General features: G+C 72.0%; 23 protein-coding genes. 18 read left to right on the plus strand and 5 right to left on the minus strand.

Annotated features, from left to right (window positions below):
• Nucleotides 1-32 precede the first annotated feature (32 nt).
• From thpD to ehuA, 5 genes are all read left to right on the plus strand, one after another.
• Entirely contained in the window at nt 33-941 is a 909-nt protein-coding gene (gene thpD, locus D450_RS0111290) for an ectoine hydroxylase (protein ID WP_017538769.1), read from the plus strand.
• A gap of 346 nt (nt 942-1,287) precedes the next feature.
• A complete protein-coding gene (ehuB, locus tag D450_RS0111295) occupies nt 1,288-2,214 on the plus strand; it encodes an ectoine/hydroxyectoine ABC transporter substrate-binding protein EhuB (protein WP_017538770.1) in 927 nt (308 codons plus the stop codon).
• A gap of 21 nt (nt 2,215-2,235) precedes the next feature.
• Complete coding sequence (locus D450_RS0111300) at nt 2,236-2,961, plus strand: amino acid ABC transporter permease (RefSeq protein ID WP_017538771.1); 726 nt, start codon at nt 2,236-2,238, stop codon at nt 2,959-2,961.
• Nucleotides 2,961-3,602, plus strand: coding sequence for an ectoine/hydroxyectoine ABC transporter permease subunit EhuD (gene ehuD / locus D450_RS0111305; RefSeq protein WP_017538772.1), 642 nt, complete (start codon nt 2,961-2,963; stop codon nt 3,600-3,602). Before D450_RS0111300 ends, ehuD begins: the two co-directional genes overlap by 1 nt.
• Nucleotides 3,603-3,624: 22 nt before the next feature.
• Nucleotides 3,625-4,410: an ectoine/hydroxyectoine ABC transporter ATP-binding protein EhuA gene (gene ehuA / locus D450_RS0111310; protein WP_017538773.1), complete on the plus strand. Its 786-nt coding sequence runs from the start codon at nt 3,625-3,627 to the stop codon at nt 4,408-4,410.
• A 51-nt stretch (nt 4,411-4,461) separates the two neighbouring features.
• Here the strand turns inward: ehuA and D450_RS0111315 are convergent, their stop codons facing one another.
• Together D450_RS0111315 and D450_RS0111320 are read right to left on the minus strand one after the other, a co-directional pair.
• Nucleotides 4,462-4,734, minus strand: coding sequence for a hypothetical protein (locus D450_RS0111315; RefSeq protein ID WP_017538774.1), 273 nt, complete (start codon nt 4,732-4,734; stop codon nt 4,462-4,464).
• Nucleotides 4,735-4,785: 51 nt separating this feature from the next.
• Nucleotides 4,786-5,703, minus strand: a complete 918-nt coding sequence (locus D450_RS0111320; RefSeq protein WP_017538775.1) for an SPFH domain-containing protein — start codon at nt 5,701-5,703, stop codon at nt 4,786-4,788.
• 123 nt (nt 5,704-5,826) lie between these two features.
• On the opposite strand from D450_RS0111320, the gene D450_RS0111325 reads away from it, so the two are divergent.
• The 4 genes from D450_RS0111325 to D450_RS0111335 all read left to right on the plus strand — a co-directional run bounded on the left by D450_RS0111325 (nt 5,827) and on the right by D450_RS0111335 (nt 8,626).
• The gene (locus D450_RS0111325) at nt 5,827-6,372 is read left to right on the plus strand and encodes a PH domain-containing protein (protein WP_017538776.1); all 546 of its coding nucleotides are present in this window, start codon (nt 5,827-5,829) and stop codon (nt 6,370-6,372) included.
• Between the two features lie 173 nt (nt 6,373-6,545).
• Nucleotides 6,546-7,466 (plus strand): PH domain-containing protein, encoded by a 921-nt coding sequence (locus D450_RS30015; protein WP_449289461.1) that lies wholly within the window; start codon nt 6,546-6,548, stop codon nt 7,464-7,466.
• Nucleotides 7,448-8,029, plus strand: a complete 582-nt coding sequence (locus D450_RS34600; protein WP_241483122.1) for a PH domain-containing protein — start codon at nt 7,448-7,450, stop codon at nt 8,027-8,029. Before D450_RS30015 ends, D450_RS34600 begins: the two co-directional genes overlap by 19 nt.
• 138 nt (nt 8,030-8,167) lie before the next feature.
• Nucleotides 8,168-8,626, plus strand: coding sequence for a flavodoxin family protein (locus tag D450_RS0111335; RefSeq protein WP_026128493.1), 459 nt, complete (start codon nt 8,168-8,170; stop codon nt 8,624-8,626).
• A 41-nt stretch (nt 8,627-8,667) separates the two neighbouring features.
• Here D450_RS0111335 and D450_RS0111340 read toward each other — a convergent pair whose 3' ends face one another.
• The gene (locus tag D450_RS0111340; protein WP_017538779.1) at nt 8,668-9,417 is read right to left on the minus strand and encodes a GntR family transcriptional regulator; all 750 of its coding nucleotides are present in this window, start codon (nt 9,415-9,417) and stop codon (nt 8,668-8,670) included.
• 113 nt (nt 9,418-9,530) lie between these two features.
• On the opposite strand from D450_RS0111340, the gene D450_RS0111345 reads away from it, so the two are divergent.
• The 3 genes from D450_RS0111345 to D450_RS33895 are packed head-to-tail and all read left to right on the plus strand — an operon-like array spanning nt 9,531 to nt 10,649.
• Nucleotides 9,531-9,908, plus strand: coding sequence for an ATP-binding protein (locus tag D450_RS0111345; RefSeq protein ID WP_017538780.1), 378 nt, complete (start codon nt 9,531-9,533; stop codon nt 9,906-9,908).
• A gap of 10 nt (nt 9,909-9,918) precedes the next feature.
• Nucleotides 9,919-10,341 carry a hypothetical protein gene (locus D450_RS0111350; protein WP_017538781.1) on the plus strand — a complete coding sequence of 141 codons (423 nt, stop codon included), beginning with the start codon at nt 9,919-9,921 and terminating at the stop codon, nt 10,339-10,341.
• Nucleotides 10,341-10,649 carry a hypothetical protein gene (locus D450_RS33895; protein ID WP_017538782.1) on the plus strand — a complete coding sequence of 103 codons (309 nt, stop codon included), beginning with the start codon at nt 10,341-10,343 and terminating at the stop codon, nt 10,647-10,649. The genes D450_RS0111350 and D450_RS33895 overlap by 1 nt, the downstream gene beginning before the upstream one ends.
• 236 nt (nt 10,650-10,885) lie before the next feature.
• On the opposite strand, the gene D450_RS30020 is transcribed toward D450_RS33895, so the two are convergent.
• Nucleotides 10,886-11,707, minus strand: coding sequence for a hypothetical protein (locus tag D450_RS30020; RefSeq protein ID WP_017538783.1), 822 nt, complete (start codon nt 11,705-11,707; stop codon nt 10,886-10,888).
• Nucleotides 11,708-11,779: 72 nt separating this feature from the next.
• Between D450_RS30020 and D450_RS33665 the strand changes: the two genes are divergently transcribed.
• Nucleotides 11,780-11,917 carry a hypothetical protein gene (locus tag D450_RS33665; protein ID WP_017538784.1) on the plus strand — a complete coding sequence of 46 codons (138 nt, stop codon included), beginning with the start codon at nt 11,780-11,782 and terminating at the stop codon, nt 11,915-11,917.
• A gap of 54 nt (nt 11,918-11,971) precedes the next feature.
• On the opposite strand, the gene D450_RS33670 is transcribed toward D450_RS33665, so the two are convergent.
• On the minus strand, nt 11,972-12,505 hold the full coding sequence (locus D450_RS33670) for a GNAT family N-acetyltransferase (RefSeq protein ID WP_017538785.1): 534 nt from the start codon (nt 12,503-12,505) through the stop codon (nt 11,972-11,974).
• A gap of 646 nt (nt 12,506-13,151) precedes the next feature.
• On the opposite strand from D450_RS33670, the gene D450_RS0111375 reads away from it, so the two are divergent.
• From D450_RS0111375 to D450_RS0111395, 5 genes are all read left to right on the plus strand, one after another.
• Nucleotides 13,152-13,574, plus strand: a complete 423-nt coding sequence (locus tag D450_RS0111375; protein WP_241483128.1) for a DUF4234 domain-containing protein — start codon at nt 13,152-13,154, stop codon at nt 13,572-13,574.
• A 325-nt stretch (nt 13,575-13,899) separates the two neighbouring features.
• Nucleotides 13,900-14,856 (plus strand): CPBP family intramembrane glutamic endopeptidase, encoded by a 957-nt coding sequence (locus tag D450_RS0111380; protein WP_017538787.1) that lies wholly within the window; start codon nt 13,900-13,902, stop codon nt 14,854-14,856.
• A gap of 233 nt (nt 14,857-15,089) precedes the next feature.
• Nucleotides 15,090-15,920 carry a CPBP family glutamic-type intramembrane protease gene (locus D450_RS0111385; protein WP_017538788.1) on the plus strand — a complete coding sequence of 277 codons (831 nt, stop codon included), beginning with the start codon at nt 15,090-15,092 and terminating at the stop codon, nt 15,918-15,920.
• Between the two features lie 451 nt (nt 15,921-16,371).
• A complete protein-coding gene (locus D450_RS0111390; RefSeq protein WP_026128496.1) occupies nt 16,372-18,459 on the plus strand; it encodes an RNA degradosome polyphosphate kinase in 2,088 nt (695 codons plus the stop codon).
• Nucleotides 18,452-19,432, plus strand: a complete 981-nt coding sequence (locus D450_RS0111395; RefSeq protein WP_017538790.1) for an NUDIX hydrolase — start codon at nt 18,452-18,454, stop codon at nt 19,430-19,432. The genes D450_RS0111390 and D450_RS0111395 overlap by 8 nt, the downstream gene beginning before the upstream one ends.
• Nucleotides 19,433-19,465 lie beyond the last annotated feature (33 nt).

Genomic DNA, 19,465 nt, shown 5'->3' on the forward strand with positions numbered 1-19,465 from the left:
AGACCCCTCGGGGCAACGCCATGACTGCGTTGATGGACATCCAGCAGAAGACCATGGACGAGTACCCGACCCGCAAGGACAGCACCCCAGCGCTGCTGTACCGGACGTGCCCCGTCGTGTGGGAGTCCGGTGACGGCGGCCCTCACGACGGCCCTTACACGGCCGACGAGCTCGCCTCCTACGAGGCCAAGGGCTACGCACAGACCGAGGCGCTGCTCACCCCCGACGAGGTGGAGTCCTACAGCGCCGAGCTGCGGCGGCTCAGCCAGGACCAGGAGCTCAAGAAGGACGAGCGCGTGATCGTCGAGCGCTCCTCCGACGAGGTCCGGTCCGTCTTCGAGGTCCACAAGATCAGCAAGCTCTTCGCGGACCTGGTCAGGGACCCGCGCGTGGTCGGCCGCGCCCGCCAGATCCTGGGCGGCGACGTCTACGTGCACCAGAGCCGCGTCAACTACAAGCCGGGCTTCGGCGGAGGCGACTTCTGGTGGCACTCCGACTTCGAGACCTGGCACGCCGAGGACGGCATGCCCGCCCCGCGCGCCGCGAGCATCTCCATCGCGCTGACCGACAACTACGCGCACAACGGCGCCCTGATGATCATGCCGGGCTCGCACAAGACCTTCGTGTCCTGCGTCGGCGAGACCCCTGAGGACCACCACCGCTCCTCGCTCAAGAGCCAGGAGATCGGCGTCCCCGACAAGCACAGCCTGGCGGTGCTGGCCGACATGCACGGCATCGACGTGCTCACCGGCCCCGCCGGCGGCGCCACGGTGTTCGACTCCAACTGCATGCACGGCTCGGGCGGGAACATCACGCCCTTCCCGCGGTCGAACATCTTCATCGTGTTCAACAGCGTGGAGAACACCTGCACGGAGCCCTTCGCCGCGCCGAAGCCGCGGCCGGAATTCCTGGGTGCCCGCGACTTCACGCCGGTGAAATGACGACGCCCCCCTGTGAACAATGCGTTTCACAGGGTCACCGAATTGCGCGACCCGATCGTTACGGGGCCGGAGTCGGCCACCCCGGCCGATAACCAGTGCATAACGCCGCATTCCCGACCCGTTAGGGCGCGCCGAACAATGGGGACGTGAGTCCGCAGCGCACGGCATGGGCCCCCCGGGGCCCTGCCGCGTCGTGCGAGATCGGACTCCGGTGCTCGACGGGCACGCATCCGCCCTTCGGGCGCCCATTCCCCGAACACCGCACGGCGCCCCGTCCCGCGTCTCCCCTCGACGCGGGGCGGGGCGCCGTTCGCATCCCTCACAGCCCCCGAAAAAGGAGATGGCAATGACCGACCACGAATCCCGCAGAAGCGCCGCCCGCGGCGCGTCCGGGCGTCGCGACGTCCTGCGTGCGGGCGCGATCGGGGCGGCGGCTGTCGTCGCCGCCGCGTCGCTCTCCGCGTGCTCTCGCGCGGACGAGGGCCCGGTGACGCTGGAGGAGATGCAGGAGCGCGGGTACATCACCGCCGCCATCAACAACGAGCCGCCCTTCGGGTACATCGACGACGACGGCTCGGTCACCGGCGCAGCGCCCGAGCTGCTCAAGGAGATGGCCGCGGAGCTGGGGATCGACGAGGTCCGCGCCGAGTCGGTCGACTGGGACGCCCTCATCCCCGGCCTGAAGTCCGGGCGCTTCGACGTGGTCGCCGCCGGCATGTACATCACCCCGGAGCGCTGTGAGGAAGTGTCCTTCATGGAGCCCGACTACCGGGTCCAGGAGGCGTTCATGGTGCCCAAGGGCAACCCGGAGGAGCTGGACTCCTACGAGAGCGTCGCCGAGAACGAGGACGTGACCATCGCGGTCCTCAACGCCTCGGTCGAGCAGGGCTACGCCGAGACGGCCGGGGTCCCGGAGGGGCAGATGGAGACCGTCGGCGGCGCCGCCGACGCCATCGAGCTGCTGCAGAACGACCGGGTGGACGCGGTCGCGCTGAGCACCTTCTCGCTCAACTACCAGCTCGAGGAGCGCGAGCTGGGCGAGGACTTCGAGGTCACCGAGGGCTTCATCCCGGTCGATGAGAACGGCGAGGAGGTCAGCCCCGCCGGCGGGTTCGCGTTCCCCAAGGAGAACACCGAGGTGCGCGACGAGTTCAACGGGGTGCTGAGCACGTTCAAGGAGGACGGCACGCTCCGGGAGACGGTCGAGCCCTTCGGGTTCGACGAGTCCTCGGACCCGGGCGACCTCACCACCGAGCAGCTCTGCGCGGAATAGCGTCGAGGTGACACCACCACAGTGGATTTCGTAATCAATGCGCTCCCCCAGTACTGGGAGGGAGCGCTGCTCACCATTCGGCTGACGGTCCTCGGTGCCGCGCTCGCGTTCGTCCTCGCGGTCGTCGTGGGCACCATGGGCACCCTGCGGAACCCGATCGCGCGGGCCGTCGCCACCGTCTACACCGAGGTCTTCCGCGGGGTCGCGGCGATCGTGCTGCTGTTCTGGTTCGGGTACTCCTTCGTGGAGATCACCGGGTTCCGCCTGACCACCGATTTCGCCGCGATCCTGGCGCTGGGCCTCAACGTCGGCGCCTACGGCGCCGAGGTGGTCCGGTCCTCCATCAACGCGGTCCCCCGGGCACAGACCGAGGCCGCCATCGCGCTGAACATGTCGTGGTGGCGGCGGACCTCGCGGGTCATCTTCCCGCAGGCCTGGGCGCAGATGCTGCCCACCTTCGGCAACCTCGTCATCGAGCTGATGAAGGCGACCGCCATCGTCTCGATCCTCGGATTGACCGACCTGACCAAGGTCGCCGACGACTTCCGGGCCTCTGCGGTCGCGGACACCTTCACCGTCTACACGGTGGCCCTGGTGGCGTACTTCCTGTTCGCGCAGGTGCTCATCGTGCTCGTGCGGCTGCTCGAGCGGCGCGCCAACCGGCGGCTGGGGCGGCCGACCGACGACAGCCTGCTCGGACTGCTGCGGCCGCCGTCCATCGGAACGACGACGGGGGGTGCCCGCTGATGGTGTGGGACGTGGAGTTCACACGCCTGCTCATCCCGGCCCTGCTCGAGGGGCTGTGGGTGACCGTGCAGGCCACGGTGCTCGGGTACGCGCTCGCGCTGGTTCTGGGCCTGGTCGTGGCGCTCGTGCGCCGCATACGGGTCGTCGGCGGAATCGTCTTCGTGCTCACCGAGTTCATCCGCACCACACCGGTGCTGGTGCAACTCGTGTTCATCTTCTCGCTCAGCGCCCTGTCCGATGTCCCGGCGCTGACCATCGGCATCGTCGTGTTGGGCGTGCACTACGCGACTTACACCGCCGAGGTGTACCGCTCCGGCATCGAGGGGGTGGCCAAAGGGCAGTGGGAGGCCTGCCGCGCGCTGAGCCTTCCCCCGCACCGGGTGTGGGGCGGGGTGGTCCTGCCGCAGGCGATCCGCAAGGTGATCCCCGCCCTCGGGAACTACCTGATCGCCCTGTTCAAGGACACGCCCCTGCTGTTCGCGATCAGCGTGCCCGAGATGCTCTCGGTCGCCAAGGGCCTGGGCGGCGACCACTTCCGTTCGTTCGAGGCCTTCACCCTGGTCGGGATCGCGTTCCTCATCGTGAGCGTGCCGTCCGCGGTGGTGATCCGCCGCTTGGAGCGCCGATATGCAGCAGTCTGACCCGAGGGGAGAGGCCCCCGAGATGGAATCCCAGAACGAGCCGCTGATCAGGTTCGACGACGTCGTCAAGCGGTTCGGCGACAACGTCGTGCTGGACGGGCTGAACGTGGACGTCAACGCCGGTGAGCGTGTGACCCTCATCGGGCCCAGCGGTTCGGGCAAGACGACCATCCTGCGGCTGCTGATGACGCTGGAGTACGTCAACGGCGGGACGATCTGGGTGGGCGGCGAGCCGTTCAGCCACATGTACAAGGGCGGCAGGCTCGTCCCCGCCTCCGAGAAGTACCTGCGGGCGCGGAGGAAGACCATCGGGATGGTCTTCCAGCAGTTCAACCTGTTCCCGAACATGAGCGTCCTGCAGAACGTCACCGAGGGGCCGGTGCACAGCCTGGGCATCTCCAAGGACGAGGCCTCCGAGCGCGCGGTCGAGCTCCTGGAGATGGTCGGCCTGCAGGACAAGATCAACGCCCATCCGACCCAGCTGTCGGGCGGTCAGCAGCAGCGCGTGGCGATCGCCCGCGCGCTGGCCATGCGCCCAGAGATCCTCCTGCTGGACGAGGTCACCTCGGCTCTGGACCCGGAGCTGGTGGCCGGCGTGCTGGACGTGCTGCGCGAGATCGCGCGCGAGACCGACATCACGATGCTGTGCGTGACCCACGAGATGGGGTTCGCGCGCGATGTGTCGGACCGGGTGTTCATGTTCGACGCCGGCCGGATCGCCGAGTCCGGCCCGCCCGAGCAGATCTTCGGCGACCCCCAGGAGGACCGTACGAAGAGCTTCCTGAAGGCGGTCCTGGAGCAGAGCTGATCAGTCGTCCTGGCGACGAGGGCGGCGCGGCCTCAGGGCCGCGCCGCTTCTTCATGTTCTTCCGTCCTCGCCCTCCGGCGCCTCCGGGGCGTCTGCCCCGGTCCGGTCGTCGTTCTGGTCGTCGGTGGGGCGCCCCTTGGGGGGACGGCCGCGGCGGGGGAGGGAGCCCGCACTCTTGGGCATGCGGCCGTGGTCGGCCAGGGCCTTGCGGAGGACGAACTCGATCTGGGCGTTGGTGCTGCGGAGCTCGTCGTTCGCCCACCGCGCGAGCGCATCGTGCACGGCGGGGTCCAGGCGCAGGAGGATCTTCTTGCGCTCGGCCAAGGTGATCGTGCCGTCCTCTGGTGTCCCGGATTTCGCGAGTGGTCGCCGAAACTACTGGTAGAGCGATCCCGTATTGACGACCGGACTGGTCGGGCGGTCGGCGCACAGGACCACCAGCAGGTTGCTCACCATCGCCGCCTTGCGCTCCTCGTCCAACTCGACGACGTCCTCCTCGGCGAGGCGCTTCAGGGCCATGTCCACCATCCCCACGGCGTTGTCGACGATCAGTCGGCGGGCGGCGACGATCGCGCCGGCCTGCTGGCGCTGCAGCATGGCCTGGGCGATCTCCTGAGCGTAGGCCAGGTGGGTGAAGCGCGACTCCACGATGCGCACACCGGCGGCGTTGACCCGGTCCGCGAGCTCCTTGGAGAGCTGCTCGGTGATCACCTCGGCGTTGTCCCGCAGGGACTGCACGTCCTCGTTGTGGGAGTCGTAGGGGTAGCGGTTGGCGATGTGCCGCACGCCCGCCTCGGTCTGGGTGGAGACGAACTCGGTGAAGTCGTCCACCTCGAACACCGCCCGGGCGGTGTCCTCGACCTGCCAGACCACCACGGCCGCGATGTCGATCGGGTTGCCCTCGGCGTCGTTCACCTTCATCACCGAGGTCTCGTGGTTGCGGATGCGGGTGGACACCGCCTGGCGTGTGGTCAGCGGGTTCACCCAGCGCAGCCCGTCGCGGCGCACCGTTCCGGTGTAGCGGCCCAGGAAGAGCAGCACCCGGGCCTCGTTCGGGGCGACGACGGTGAGGCCGACCCCCAGCACGGCGGCGGCCAGGACCGCCACGGCACCGGCGCCGATCAGGGGGATGCCGCCGTCGCCCAGGCCCACCAGGACCAGCGCCGCCCCGGCGACCAGCAGGGCCACGGCCGCGGCCGCCATGGGGATGCCGGGCAGGGTGAAGGCCGCCCGTTCGCGGTAGACGGGCTCGGGCAGCTCGACCCCCGGTGCGGGGGAGGCGGTGTCGGTCATCGGCGCTCCTTCCGGTTCCAGATTACGTGATTGCCGTAGACTAGCATTGTGATATCACTTTATTGAAGGCGTCGGACCGGACGGCGCCGTCCGCCGCGCAGGCGACCATCTCGGGAGGCCCACATGACCACGGAGCACGGCACACTCACCGCGGGCGCCGGCACGCCGGTGCGGCTGCGCCCGCCACGGCACCGGGTCGCGGCTCGGGCCGTCGCGCTGTGGACGCTGCGCTGGGCGGCGTTCTGGTTGCCCGCGACGCTGGTGGCCGCGGCCGCCGCGATCGCCTCCGACCTGACCGGCCTCCTCCCGGAGGCGACGGTGCCGCTGTGGGCCCTGACCGCCGCCGTCGGCGCCCTGGGGGTGCTGCTGGTCCTGGTCGTGCCGCAGTGGCGCTACCGGGTGCACCGCTGGGAGGTCACCGGCGAAGCCGTCTACACCGCCTCGGGCTGGCTCTGGCAGGAGTGGCGGGTGGCCCCGATGGCGCGCATCCAGACCGTGGACACCGAGCGGGGGCCGCTGCAGCGCGCGCTCGGCCTGTCCACGCTCACCGTGACGACGGCCTCGGCGGCAGGAGCGCTGCGCATCGACGGACTGGAGTCCGAGCGGGCCTCCGACCTGGCGCAGCAGCTGACCGAGGTCACCCAGGCGGTACCGGGGGACGGGACATGAGCGGCACGGGCGGACGCGACGACCGGACGGACACCGGAGAGAGGGCGGACGCGATGGACGGGACCGTGGACGAGAACGCCGCGGGGACCACAGGGTCGCCCTCGGCCCCGGGCGCGCGCGGCGAGGGCTGGCTGCTGCTGAGCCCGCTGACGGTGTGGGCCGGCGCGGCGGGCATGGGCCTGGCCATCGGCCTGCCCGTCGCCGTCACCGCCGTGATCCTGGCGGTGGCGGGCGTCCCGGCGGTGTGGGTGCTGCTCACCGTGGTCGGAGGCCTGGCGGTCGTCGGCCTGGCCGTCGGTGCCGACGTGCTCCGCTACCGCCGCACGCGCTACCGGGTGACGGAGGAGCGCTTCGAGGCGGCCTCCGGGGTGATCGCGCGCAGCCACAAGTCGCTGCCGCGCGACCGGATCCGCAGCGTCGACATCGCGATCCCGCTGTGGGCGCGGCCGTTCGGCCTGTGCCGGGTGGAGATCGGCACGGGGGAGAGCGCCGGCGCGGGTGAGGCGATGGACCTCGTGCTGGTGCCGGTGGCCGAGGGGGAGCGGCTGCGTCGTGTGCTCCTGGACCGGGGCGGGGTGACCGGCGGCGCCGACGTCGTCGACGGCGGGACGGCACCGCTGGTCCGGATGGCGCCGCGCTGGTACGGGTACGGGCTCTTCGCGTGGGGCCCGGCCGCCGTGGGGTACGGCGGTCTGGCGGCGCTGCTGGGGTCGTTCACCGAGCTGATCATCAGGGTGGTGCTGCCATGGTTCCTCGGCCGCACCGAAGGGGCGTCGGCCGTGGCACTGACCCTGTGGGCGGTCGGGGCGCTCGCGGTCTTCGTGGCGGTGGCCTCGGCCGTGGCGCTGGCCCTGCACACCGAGTCGTGGTGGAACTACGAGCTCACCCGCGAATCCGACGGCACCCTGCGGGTGCGGCGGGGACTGCTCACCCGGACGTCGGTCTCCATCGAGGAGCGCCGCCTTCGCGGTGTGGAGCTGGTGGAGCGGCTGGCGCTCCCCNCGTCGCCTCGGCGGCGGCGGTGGCCTCCGGGCTCGACCAGGCCCAGGAGGGGCAGGGCGGCAAGGGCGGCTTGGTGCCGAAGCGCGCGCTGACGCCGGAGATGCCCCGGAAGGGGGCGCGGCACGCGGCGGAGGCGGCGGTCCGGGCCCGGAGCGGGATCGCCTTCGACGGCCTGAGGGCGCACCCGCGGGCGGCCTTGCGGCGGCGGATCGTGCGCGCGCTTGCCGTCACGGCGGTGGTGGCTTCGGTGGTCGGCGGGGGACTGTGGACGCTCGCCGCCGCGACGCCGCTGGAAATCGGGGGCGGGGCCGTGGGCGCGGCCTTCCTCGGCACGGCCCTCCTCACGCTGCTCGTCGGCATCCCCTATGCGGTCGGCTGCTTCCGGGGGCTGGGGCACGGTATCGACGGCCGCTTCCTGCTGCTGCGCAAGGGGATGGCGGCGCGTTCCACGGTCGCCCTGAAGCGGGAGTCGGTCATCGGCTGGACGGTGCGGCGGTCGCCGTTCCAGCGATGGTCGGGCCTGGCGACCCTGGGCGCGACGGTCGCGGCGGGGCGAGGGGTGCACGAGGCCCGGGACGTCGACTGCGGGCAGGGGCTGGCGTTCGCGGAGGAGGCGGTTCCGGGGCTGCTCGCGCCGTTCCTTGAGCGCGACTGAGCCTCACCTGGGAACCTCGACCTGGGAACCCCGGGGACCCGCCACGAGGACGGCGTGGCGGGCCCCCGGCCGTTTCGGAGGGCATGACGGACCCGGCTTGGGGGGCNCGGGCTTGGGGCGCTGTGCCAGGCTGTGGGCATGGCACGCCTGCTGATCGTCCACCACACGCCTTCACCCGGGATGCAGGACCTCTTCGAGTCCGTGTGCTCGGGGGCCGAGAACGACGAGATCGAAGGGGTCGAGGTCACCGCGCGCGCGGCACTGGCGGCGACGGCCTCCGATGTGCTGGCCGCCGACGCGGTCCTCCTGGGGACCCCGGCGAACATCGGCTACATGTCCGGCGCGCTCAAGCACTTCTTCGACGGTGTGTACTACCCGTGCCTGAACGACACCACCGGGCTGCCTTACGGGCTGTACGTCCACGGCAACAACGACACGGCCGGGGCGGTGCGGGCGGTGGAGCAGATCACCAAGGGCATGGGCTGGGAGCGGGTCCGCCCGCCGGCGGAGGTGATCGGCGAGGTCGGCCGTGAAGCGCGGGATGCCTGCTGGGAGCTGGGGGCCGTGGTCGCTCTCGCGGCTACGGGCGAGGCCTGACCGAGGATGGCCCGATGGTCCCGCCGGAGCGGTGGGGGCGTTCAGTCCTGGTTCACCGGGATCATGTACGCCAGCTCGTACCTGTCGGGCGGCACAACGATGTCGGCCGTCTCCACCGGCCGCTCCTCGGTGTAGTACGTCCGCTGGATCACCATGACCACCGACCCGCGGCCGAGACCGAGACGGTCGGCCTCGTCGGCCGTCGCGCCGCGGGCGGTCACGATCTCGTTGGCGTGCGCGATGTGCTGGCCGATCACGCGCATCCGCTCGACGACGCCGCGGCCCGCGTGGGGGCCGTCCTCCGGGAACACCGCCTCGGTTCCCCGGGTGATCTCCAACGGTTCGTACGAGGTCGACAGCATCACCGGCTCGGCGTCACCGGTGAAGGTGTAGGTGGTCCGCATCGTCTCGGCTCCGGGCGTGATCGCGAGCCGATCGGCGATCTCCTCGGGCGCCGGCACGGTCTCTGACGACGACTCCCAGCCGCCCCTCATCGCTTGCGCGGCCATGTCCGCGCGGAACGGGGATCCGGCCCGGTTCTCCCGGTACCAGCTCCGAGTGAGCCGACGAACGGGAGGACGCGGCCGCACGTAGGTCCCTGAACCGGTCCGGCTGATGACGTAGCCCTCGGCGACGAGCTGCTGTACCGCGTCGGCGGCGACGCGGGGACCGATTCCGAACTCGTCGGCGAGTGCCTGTCGGGAGGGAAGTCGGTCGTTCGCGCCGTACTCGCCCATGATTATGCGTTGCCGCAGCGTATCGGCGATCCGCTGGTAGGTCGGGCGGGCCACGGCGACTCCTCGGGAAAGGTCAATCTGCACGAACAGCTTGACAAGGCTGTACGTGCAGAAGCAAGCTGCACGTACAGCTTCAAAAGTAGTACGTGCAGATTTTGAGGATGTGCATGGAACACGCGTCGATGACCGTCCCCGCTATCGCCGCCATGGCCCCAGCCGTACGCCGCGGCGTGATCGGCATGCTGGACGGCTTCGACCGCCGACATGACGTCGCTCTCATCGCAGTCGAACTGGTCGTCTCGGCGATCCGCGCCGCTGTCGGCGACCTCGTCGTCCGCGTCTGCCACCTCGACGGCGGCGCGGTTCGGATCGAGGTGCGTGATCAACGCGGGCGACAACCGCAGACCTCGCCCGCTGAGCCCGAGGACGGAGCCCCTGACCCACTCGCCGTGGTGTCGGCGCTCGCGGACCGCGTCGGCTCCTCGCGGCGCGGAGGTGACTGCATCACCTGGGCCGTGGTCGCCCCAACTCCAACAGCTTCCTGAGGAGTCCCCCATGCGATTCCTGTACCTGCTCGTCCCCGCGGTCCTCCTCCGCCTGGCGATGTCGGCCGTCGGCCGCCACATCCCGGGGACACCCCCGCCCCCCGCCCCGGCGGCGCCCTCGCCCGTCGTGCCGCTGCCCGCGGAGCAGACGTACGGCGCATCCCCGGTTCCGGAGTACATCCGCTTCTGTGAGGCCGACGTGCGGCACCGCGCCCGGTGGCGTCTGACCTACGGGCCCGGGGCCCTCGTGCCCTTCCGGGCGTACCACCTGGTCGAGGGCGTCACGGTCGCGGCCTCGGACGTCCGCATCCTCGACGTTCTCCTCTCCCAGTACGAGCCGCCGTCGCGGGTGCGCCCCTACGTGCCCGAGGACGACGCGGAGCGCGAGGCGGAGCGGTGCCTCCTCGCTGAGGCCGCGCGAGGGGTGGCGTGATGGAGGCGCGCCTCTGTAAGGCCTGGTTCTCCGGCGAGGAGCGCGGGTTCCCCTGCGTCCGCCGGGAGGGGCACGGCGGTGACCACGAATCCGTCCTCGGCGACACCTGGCGCAACGACGCGGCCGTGCGCCCGTTCCGGTTCACCGTGACCGTCGACGTCGCGGCTGCTGACGAAGAGGGCTACCGGGCCGAACACGGGCTCGACGAGACAGACGAGACCCGCGGCGCCCTGGCCGCCACCGTCGCCGACGAGCTGACAGCCCTCGGCGAGGAGAACGGGTGGTGGCACCGGGTGCACGTGAGGTGAGGCGGCCATGCCCGACTCCTCCGGCAGGCCCTACCGGACGTGTCCGCACTGTCGGACCAGCTACCCGGCCGACCGGCCGCGCCCGTGCGGCCGCCCGTGAGACGGCCCCTGGCGTCCCTTCCCCATCCCCAGCAAGGCGCCAGGGGCACCCCGCCCGCATGGCGGAAGAGCACCCGCCGCGCCATGAGGCCCCGCCCCCCTGGCCGGGCGGCGCAGCAGGCAGGCCACCGCCACCATCAGGAGGTGAGACGCGCCAGATGGGAACGGAGCGGAGCCGCAAGCCCCGGGTGGTGCCCGGCGTCGATGGCGGTCATGACGAGCATCCCCGCGAACACCTGCACCAGCCGCCCGGCCTCGGTGGCGAGGGCGTCGGCGAACGCCTCCCGCACCCGCGCGGCGGTGTCCGGGCTGAGGAGGCTGTAGGCGAGGAGGGTCGCGGCGTCGAACCCGGCGGGGGCGAGGCTGTACCCCTCCCAGTCGAGGACGGTGAAGTCGTCGGCGTCGCGGCCGGCGAGGTTGGCCCAGTGCCAGTCGCAGTGCTGGGCGACCCACGGGATGCGGTGGGCGCCGGTCGGGTCGACCCCGGCGCGCTCCAGATACCTGAGGAACATCCGTTTCGGCATCCCCGGCCAGGCCGCGGCTCCTGGGATCACGCGGGACGCGTCGGCGAGACGGCGCCACCAGCCGTCCGACACGTCGGGGATGTGGTGGAGGTCGGGGGTCGCCGACACGGCGGCCGCCGTGCAGTACGCGTAGAGCTGGGCCCTCACGGTCGCGGCGCGCTCCTTCTCGGCGTCCCACGCCTGCCACTCGGCGCGCTCCAACAGTCCGGGCATGGGCACCCGGCCGCCGAGGGCGCGCCACGCCTCGGCCGGGGCGTCCGGGCGCGGCCACAGTGGTGGGGCCGGGACGGCGGCGACGCGCAGCCACAGCGCCTCACCCGTGCGCCCTACGGGCGCGGACACGGTCGCGTCGCCGAACCCGTAGCGCTCCGGACCGTCCTGGTGGACGTCGAGCGCCACCAGGCCGTGAGCAAGGTCGTCCTTGCGCATCCGCATGCTCGTGGACCTCCCCGGGGCGGCAGGGCCACGAGGCTACCCGAGAACCCCCCGATGAACAGGAGAAAACCCGTGAACCCCACGATGATGCCCAGCGTTACCGGGAAGCACGAGAAGCCCCCGCCCATGCTCGGCGGGGACCTGGCCGGCAGCGACGACCAGGAGTGCCGCACCGAGACGTGCACCGACTGGTGCCTGTGCGTCGAGTAGGCCGGTGATGTGACGGCGGGCCGCAGCGGGTCACCCCTGCGGCCCGTCCGCTGTTCACCGGTCGGCGGGGATGGCGTCCATGATGACCAGGTCGCAAGGAGAGGCGCCCCAGTAGCCGCCTCGGCGGAGCACCCCGGCGTGGCGGAACCCGCCCTTCTCGTAGGCCCGTATGGCGGCCTTGTTGGGTTCGAGGACGCGGAGCCACACGCTGTGGAGCTGGGCGATATCGAAGGCGTAGGCCAGGGAGAGACGGGCGGCCTCTGCGGCGTAGCCGCGGCCGCGGGCCTCAGGCGCGAGGTAGATGGTCCACTCCGCCGAACGGACGAAGTCGTCGGCGTCGAACTTGACGATCCCCGCTCCACCCCCGGTGCCGTCGATCAGCTCGAAGGGGTGTGAATTGGAGCCGCTCCCGCTTTCCCACCCCCGGCGGTGTGTCTCCACCGTGTGGGGCCACCTGTTCCCCAGTCCACGTGCGGTGTCGGGGTCCATCATCCACCGGTGGTAGACGTCCGCCCGTGCGGGGCGGGGCACGGCCAGGCTCAGCGGGTCGCCGGGGTAGGCGATGACGGGGCGGTCTGGAGTGTCCATCGGTGCCTCCGCTCGCGAGGGGTCTCCCATGTGAGCGTAGACCGCAGGGGCGGCCCGGGTGTGCCGTTCCGGGCCCCGGCCCGGTGGGGAGGGTCCGGTTGTCACGGCGGCCGGTCCAGCCGCTCCGGTCCTTCCCCGTGCCTGCGAAAAGTGTTCTGCTCCCCGCGTGCGGGGATGGACCCGACTCCGCTTGATGCGCTGCGGGGAGGCCCCTGCGACGAGTGAGAGGAGTGATCGGTTGTCCTCGGGGCCTCTCTTGGTCAAAAGCGGCTGAATCGGCCCGCTGTGCCCCTTGTGTCGGTAGTGTCCCCAAGAGTTCCGTGGCGCCGTCTTCCGATGGTGCGCGGACGGCTCCGTCGACGCGGTGTCGCGTCCGACGGCGGATGTCCCCGCTCTTCTGCTTCGACGTCCCACCGTCGCCCGGAGCACGCCCGATGCGCGCCGTGCCCGCCGTGCGCACGTGTGCCGAACGCGGCCGCGGCGCCTGCGCGCGTACCCCGTAAGCCGCACCGGAAGGTGTCGTGCAGCCGGTCGTGCCGGAAGGCCTCTTGGCCACCGGATACTCCCGCCTGTGTCAGGTCGCGCCCGACCCGCGCACACTTCCGGTCGCATCCCCCGACACGTCCAGGAGGACCCCGTCGTGGCCATGCAGAACAGTCAGCACCATGCCCCTCGGCACCGCGCCCAGCACGGCGCCATGGACCACCCGTCCGAGCACATCAAGCGCCGCAACCCGGTCGGCGTTTGGATCGGCCTGCCCCTGATCACCATCGGCATCTACCTGCTCGTCTGGATCTACAAGATCCACGACGAGATGAGCCGGGCCACCCCCGAGCGGGAGATCAGCCCCGGGAGCCCGATGATCGCCGCGCTGATCGCTCCGCTGACCCTGTTCATCTGGCCCATCGTGGCCACCCACAAGGCCGGCGGCCACATCGCCGCCGCCCAGCGGGCCGCGGGCCAGGCGCCCTCCTGCAGCGGCGGGATGGGCGTGCTCCTGCTCTTCGTGTTCGGCCTGACGCCGCTCTACTACCAGATGGAGCTGAACAAGGTCGCCGGGGACCACTGAGCCGGGTACCGCTCCCGCCCCGCACATAGGGCGTAGTTCGGCGGCGGGGCGTACGCCCCGCCGCCCTTCTGCGTCGGGCTCCTCCGTCCGTCCCCGGGAAGGTCAAGGCGTGGTCGCCGGCCCACCACGCGGCCGGGCCGTTCTCCAAGCGTTCGCCATCGCCTGGTAACACGGCGCTCTCGCCCGCGAAAGCCCCACACGGGCACGCCCGAGGCCATTCGCTGCGAACATCGCCACTCACCGAGTCCGCGACATTCCGCACACGATACGTCACAATGCGTGTTTCTCCGGTCAGACTGAAGGCTCTGACAGGGGGAGTGGGCACGTGGACGCAGGTCAAGGGCGCACCTTCCGAGCCGGTGCCGCCGGGCTGGCGCTCGCCGGACTGGCCGTCGCCGGCGGGGCGCTGCTCGCGGCGGCCGGGATCGTCGGCGGTCCCGTCTCCCTGTCCGAGGTGACCTGGCACGGCTCCGAGGCGTTCTGGGGGGTCTGGCTCCCCGTGGCCGCGGGTGCACTGCTGACCTGGCTGCTCGGCAGCCGAACCGGCCAGGGCGAGCTGGACCGGCGGGTGCGCGACGCGATGGAGGGCCACCCGGTCCGGCTGGAGCTGGCCCTGCTGCTGGGCATGCTGCTCGGCTTCGCCGTGGGCACCGCCGGGCTCTACGCCCTGTTCCGTCTGGTGAGCGAGGAGCTCCCGGCCTCCGCAGCCCTTCCGGTGACGCGGCTGGTGTTCCTGTTCGTGCTGCCGGTGCTCTTCGTCGACCAGGGGGGCTTCAGCCTGAGCGGGCACGGCACCCGCATGCCCCGCCTGTCGATGGCGGTGCGCGAGCCGTGGCGGTGGCTGGGGCTGATCACCGTGGCCGCGGTCGGCGCTCCGGTCCTGGTCGGCCTGCACGCGGCGGAGGTGCCCACGCCCACCGCCGCACTCTTCGTCGTCCCGGCGGTGCTGGTGGGGGTCAGCACCATCGAGGAGATCTTCTTCCGGGGCATGGTGCAGACCCGCCTCGAGCTGGTCGCGGGCCGCCCGGCGGCGGTGGTGGTGACCGCGATCCTGTACGCCCTGGCCCACGCGGTGGGCAGCTACTACAACGCCTACGCCCCCCTCGACGGGGACGGGGCGTCCGGGCAGGTGAGCGTGGCACTGGTCACCTACGGGGTGCAGGGCCTGCTGCTCGGCTACGTGTGGATCCGCTACCGGAACATGTGGGTCAACATCCTGCTGCACGGCGTTCCGCTGCTTCTGGTGCTCCTCCCGAGCCTCTCCGCCGGCGGTGTCGGGTGACGTCCGACCGCGGTCGCACATCCCCCGAAAGTCACGTAACCGTGTCGAACCGGTAAAATATTCGTCGGTGTGCGAGCGTACGCCCCGGTCACCGGACCGGACGCACGGCGAAGGCGGGGATCCCCATTCACGGCACGGCCCATGGCAGGACCGCGCCCGCCGCGGACCGCGCGCCGCGCGCGGCACGCGCCGTCGGCGGGGCCGCCGCCCTGGCGTTCGCCGCCTGCGCCGCCGTGTACGCCGCCGGGTCGCTCGCCGCCGGCGGGTTCGATCCCCGGGTCGCCCTGCTGTGGCCCTCGATCGCCCTGGCCATGGCGCTGATCCGGCTGCTCCCGCCCCGGGTGCCGGAGGCCCGGATGGTCGAACGGGTCCGGGAGCGCATGGCCGGGCGCTCGCTCGGAACCGAGGCGGCGCTGCTCGTCGGCTGCCTGGCCGCCTTCGCGGTCGGCGACGCCCTGCTGTCGCCGGTCTTCGCGCTGATCGGCCCCGGCGCGCCGCCGCTGGCCTACTACGCCGCCAAGACGATCTTCCTGCTGCTCATCCCGCTGATGTTCACCGGCGGAAGCGGCGTCATGCGCCGTTCCAGCGGGCCCGACCTGCTCCGCCTGTCCGCCGTGGTCCGCGAGCCCTGGCGCTGGGCGGCGGCGGTCCCGGCGGCGGTCTTCCCGCTGCTGCTCGCCCTGCCCTGGATCGCCCGCCCGGAGCTCCCCGGCGCCCTGCCCGCCGACTACGCGCTGGGCGCGGCGGCCGCGCTCTCCTTCGCCGGTGTCGCCGTGATCGACGTGCTGTTCTTCGCGGTGCTCCTGCAGACCCGGCTGGAGCCGCTGTTCGGCCGCCGGGCCGCGGTCGCGGCCACGGCGGTGCTCTACGGGCTCTCGTCGCTGGTCGGCGAGCCGCTCACCGGCGGCGCGCACGACCTGGCCTCGGCGGTCGCCGTCCAGGGGCTGTCGTTCCTGGTCTACGGGTACCTCTGGGCGCGGTACCGGAACCTGTGGGCGAGCCTGCTGCTGGCCGGGGGCGTCACCGCCCTGGCGGTGCTCCCGCCGACCGCCGCGTTCGTCTAGAGGGCTTTCGGGAGGGGATCCCTTCCTTACCGGGCGGCGGGGGTCCTCCCCGTGTCCCGCCGTCCGCGCCGAGGCGGGCGGCCGTTGATCGCTGATGCCCGTCGGCCGATTCCGAGGACCGCAGGGGACCGGAGGGTCCGACGGCGACGCGCCCCGGTGAACCCGTGTGCGGGGGCCGGTCCCGTGGTCCCCTGGGGGCGAGGATGCGGGCACCTGTCCTCCCTCCTAAAATCCGCCGATTCGACCTTCTATCGGGACAAAACGGTAGGGTCGCACGTCCGTGCCGGGCCCGGCCGAACGGCACCGCCGCGCGTCCCTGCGGTTGTCGCGGCCCGCGGGGAGCGGTGCAGAGCGGCCCCGCCTCGCGCGGGCCGGAAGGGCGATACGCCACAATCGATCTTGAGAGTTACGGTTCGCCGTTCGTTCACCGGAATGGGGCAGCGTGCGAACCATGGCAACGGAAGCGGTGTTCATGGGAGAAGAGGCGGGGAACCTCCCCGAGGGGCGGTTCATGGACCGGGAGGTCGACTGGCTCCGGTTCAACCAGCGGGTCCTGGAGCTGGCGGAGGACGCCGCGATGCCGCTGCTGGAACGGGTCCGCTTCCTGGCCATCTTCGCGAGCAACCTGGACGAGTTCTTCATGGTGCGGGTCGCCGGGCTCAAGCGCCGCCTGGCCACCGGGGTCGCGGTGGCCGGACCCAGCGGCCACCACCCCCGCGAGCTGCTCACCCGGGTCGCGGAGGTCAGCCACGACCTGATGCGCCGGCACGCGCGCTGCTACCACGACTCGGTCGCCCCCGCCCTGGCGGACGCGGGCATCCGCATCCTGCGCTGGGACGACCTGAGCGAGGAGGACCGGCGCCGGATGCACCGGTTCTTCCGCGGCTCGGTCTACCCGGTGCTCACCCCCTTCGCGGTGGACCCCGCCCACCCCTTCCCCTACATCTCCGGGCGCTCGCTCAACCTGGCGGTGACCGTGCGCGACCCGCGCACCGGCCGCACCGCCTTCGCCCGGATCAAGGTGCCCTCGGCGCTGCCGCGCTTCATCCGGCTGGAGGGCGAGAGCTTCGTCCCGGTCGAGGACGTCATCGCCGGGCACCTGCCCCAGCTCTTCGCCGGCATGGAGGTGCTGGAGCACCACGCCTTCCGGGTGACCCGCAACGCCGACCTGGAGGTCGACGAGGACGAGACCGACGACCTGGTGCAGTCCCTGGAGAAGGAGCTGCTCCGGCGCCGGTTCGGCCCGCTGGTCCGTCTGGAGGTGGAGGAGGACATCTCCCCGGAGGTGCTGCGCATCCTCAAGCGCGAGCTGGGCGCCGAGGACGAGGAGGTCATCGCGGTGGCCGGCCCGCTCAACCTGGCCGGCCTGCACCAGATCGCCGACCTGGACCGCCCCGAGCTGAGCTTCTCCCCGATGGTCCCGGCCGAGCCCCCGGGCCTGGACCGCGAGGACCTGTTCGCCGCCATCCGCGGCCGCGAGCTGCTGGTGCACCACCCCTACGAGTCGTTCGCGACCACCACCGAGCGGTTCATCGCCATGGCCGCGACCGATCCCAGCGTGGTCGCGATCAAGCAGACGCTCTACCGCACCAGCGGCGACTCGCCCATCGTCGAGTCGCTCATCGAAGCCGCCCGATCCGGCAAGGAGGTCGTCGTCCTCGTCGAGATCAAGGCCCGCTTCGACGAGCAGAACAACATCGCCTGGGCGCGCAAGCTGGAGGAGGCCGGCTGCCACGTGGTGTACGGAGTGGTGGGCCTCAAGACGCACTGCAAGCTGTCCCTGGTGGTGCGCCGGGAGGAGGACGGCTCGCTGCGCCGCTACTGCCATGTGGGCACCGGCAACTACAACCCCAGCACCGCCCGGGTCTACGAGGACTTCGGCCTGTTCAGCGCCGCCCCCGAGGTCGGCGAGGACCTCAGCGACCTGTTCAACCGGCTCACCGGCTTCTCCCGCACCACCAGCTACCGGCGGCTGCTGGCGGCCCCGGACGGGCTGCGGTCCGGGCTCACCGACCGGATCGACGCCGAGGTGCGCGCGCACGCCGAGGGGCGCCCGGCGCGCATCCGGATCAAGGTCAACTCGCTGGTGGACGAGGAGATCATCGACGCCCTGTACCGGGCCTCCCAGGCGGGCGTCCCGGTCGACCTGTGGGTGCGCGGCAGCTGCGTGCTGCGCCCGGGCCTGGAAGGGGTCTCGGAGACGGTCCGGGTGCGCAGCATCCTGGGGCGCTTCCTGGAGCACTCGCGGGTGTTCGTGTTCGAGAACGGCGGCGACCCGCAGGTGTGGCTGGGCAGCGCCGACCTGATGCCGCGCAACCTGGACCGCCGGGTGGAGGCGCTGATCCGGGTGTCCGACCCCGAGCACCGCGCGCGGCTGGTGGAATTGATGGACACGGCGATGGACGAGGGGACCTCCTCCTGGCACCTGGGGCCGGACGGGGAGTGGACCCGCCACACCCGCGACGCCGAAGGGGCGCCCCTGCGCGACCTGCAGAGCGCCCTGCGCCGCGACCGGCATGTGAGGGCGATGGATGGCTGACGACTACCCGTTCGACGAAGCCGAGATCACGAGCGCCTGGCCGCCCCGGGACACCGCGCCCGGCGGCTACATGGAGCCGATCCGGGCCGCGGGCGCGGTGCTCTGGCGGCAGGGGGAGTCCGGGCGCGAGGCGGTGCTGGTGCACCGCCCGGACCGGGACGACTGGACGCTGCCCAAGGGCAAGGTGAAGAACGGCGAGCACCTGGTCACCGCCGCGGCACGGGAGGTGGCCGAGGAGACGGGGCTGCGGCCGGTCCTCGGCCGGCGCCTGCCCCCGCAGCGCTACCTGCGCGGGGGCTGGCCCAAGCTGGTCGACTGGTGGGCGGCCGAGGCCGGGCCGGGGGCCTCGGAGTTCACCCCCAACGAGGAGATCGACCGGGTGGAGTGGGTCCCGCTGGCCGAGGCGCGCGACCGGCTCACCTACGACCACGACGTCTCCGTGCTGGACAACTTCGTTTCGGGGCCGCTGGAGACCTTCCCGCTGGTGCTGCTGCGGCACGCCCCGGCAGGGGAGAAGCGCGCGTGGGAAGGGGACGACCTGCTGCGCCCGCTGGACGAGACCGGGCGGGAGACGGCCGGGGAGCTGGCGCGGGTGCTGGAGCCCTACGGCCCGATGCGGGTGGTGTCCTCGGCGGCGGCGCGCTGCACCGAGACCGTGCTGCCGTACTCGGCGGCCACGGGCGCCGAGGTGCGCACGGTGCCGGCGCTCACCGCCGGCGTGCACCCCGGCGGCGGTGTGGACACCGCGGCCGCGCGCCGGGCCTTCGCGACCCTGGTGGAGGAGGGGCGCCCGACCCTGGTGTGCATCCACGGCGAGCTGGTGGCCGACCTGATGAAGGAGGCGCTGGCCCGGCTCGGTGCCCCGGTGACGCAGCAGATCTCGTTGCGCAAGGGCACGTTCTGGGTGCTGCACATCACGTCCGGGCAGGAGCGCTCCCTGGCGGCGGTCGAGAGGCACGAGGCGACCCGGTAGCGGCCCCGGTGCGCCGGGGGGACGGGGCACTGA

The organism is Nocardiopsis halophila DSM 44494 (assembly GCF_000341245.1).
Taxonomy (GTDB): Bacteria; Actinomycetota; Actinomycetes; order Streptosporangiales; family Streptosporangiaceae; genus Nocardiopsis_A; species Nocardiopsis_A halophila.

Excerpts from the sequence above, each read along its gene's own strand:
- thpD (WP_017538769.1), top strand. The coding sequence starts at position 33 with ATGGACATCCAGCAGAAGACCATGGACGAGTACCCGACCCGCAAGGAC.
- ehuB (WP_017538770.1), top strand. The coding sequence starts at position 1,288 with ATGACCGACCACGAATCCCGCAGAAGCGCCGCCCGCGGCGCGTCCGGG.
- ehuD (WP_017538772.1), top strand. The coding sequence starts at position 2,961 with ATGGTGTGGGACGTGGAGTTCACACGCCTGCTCATCCCGGCCCTGCTC.
- ehuA (WP_017538773.1), top strand. The coding sequence starts at position 3,625 with ATGGAATCCCAGAACGAGCCGCTGATCAGGTTCGACGACGTCGTCAAG.
- D450_RS0111320 (WP_017538775.1), bottom strand. The coding sequence starts at position 5,703 with ATGACCGACACCGCCTCCCCCGCACCGGGGGTCGAGCTGCCCGAGCCC.
- D450_RS0111325 (WP_017538776.1), top strand. The coding sequence starts at position 5,827 with ATGACCACGGAGCACGGCACACTCACCGCGGGCGCCGGCACGCCGGTG.
- D450_RS0111335 (WP_026128493.1), top strand. The coding sequence starts at position 8,168 with ATGGCACGCCTGCTGATCGTCCACCACACGCCTTCACCCGGGATGCAG.
- D450_RS0111345 (WP_017538780.1), top strand. The coding sequence starts at position 9,531 with ATGGAACACGCGTCGATGACCGTCCCCGCTATCGCCGCCATGGCCCCA.
- D450_RS0111350 (WP_017538781.1), top strand. The coding sequence starts at position 9,919 with ATGCGATTCCTGTACCTGCTCGTCCCCGCGGTCCTCCTCCGCCTGGCG.
- D450_RS33895 (WP_017538782.1), top strand. The coding sequence starts at position 10,341 with ATGGAGGCGCGCCTCTGTAAGGCCTGGTTCTCCGGCGAGGAGCGCGGG.
- D450_RS30020 (WP_017538783.1), bottom strand. The coding sequence starts at position 11,707 with ATGCGGATGCGCAAGGACGACCTTGCTCACGGCCTGGTGGCGCTCGAC.
- D450_RS33670 (WP_017538785.1), bottom strand. The coding sequence starts at position 12,505 with ATGGACACTCCAGACCGCCCCGTCATCGCCTACCCCGGCGACCCGCTG.
- D450_RS0111375 (WP_241483128.1), top strand. The coding sequence starts at position 13,152 with ATGCAGAACAGTCAGCACCATGCCCCTCGGCACCGCGCCCAGCACGGC.
- D450_RS0111390 (WP_026128496.1), top strand. The coding sequence starts at position 16,372 with ATGGCAACGGAAGCGGTGTTCATGGGAGAAGAGGCGGGGAACCTCCCC.
- D450_RS0111395 (WP_017538790.1), top strand. The coding sequence starts at position 18,452 with ATGGCTGACGACTACCCGTTCGACGAAGCCGAGATCACGAGCGCCTGG.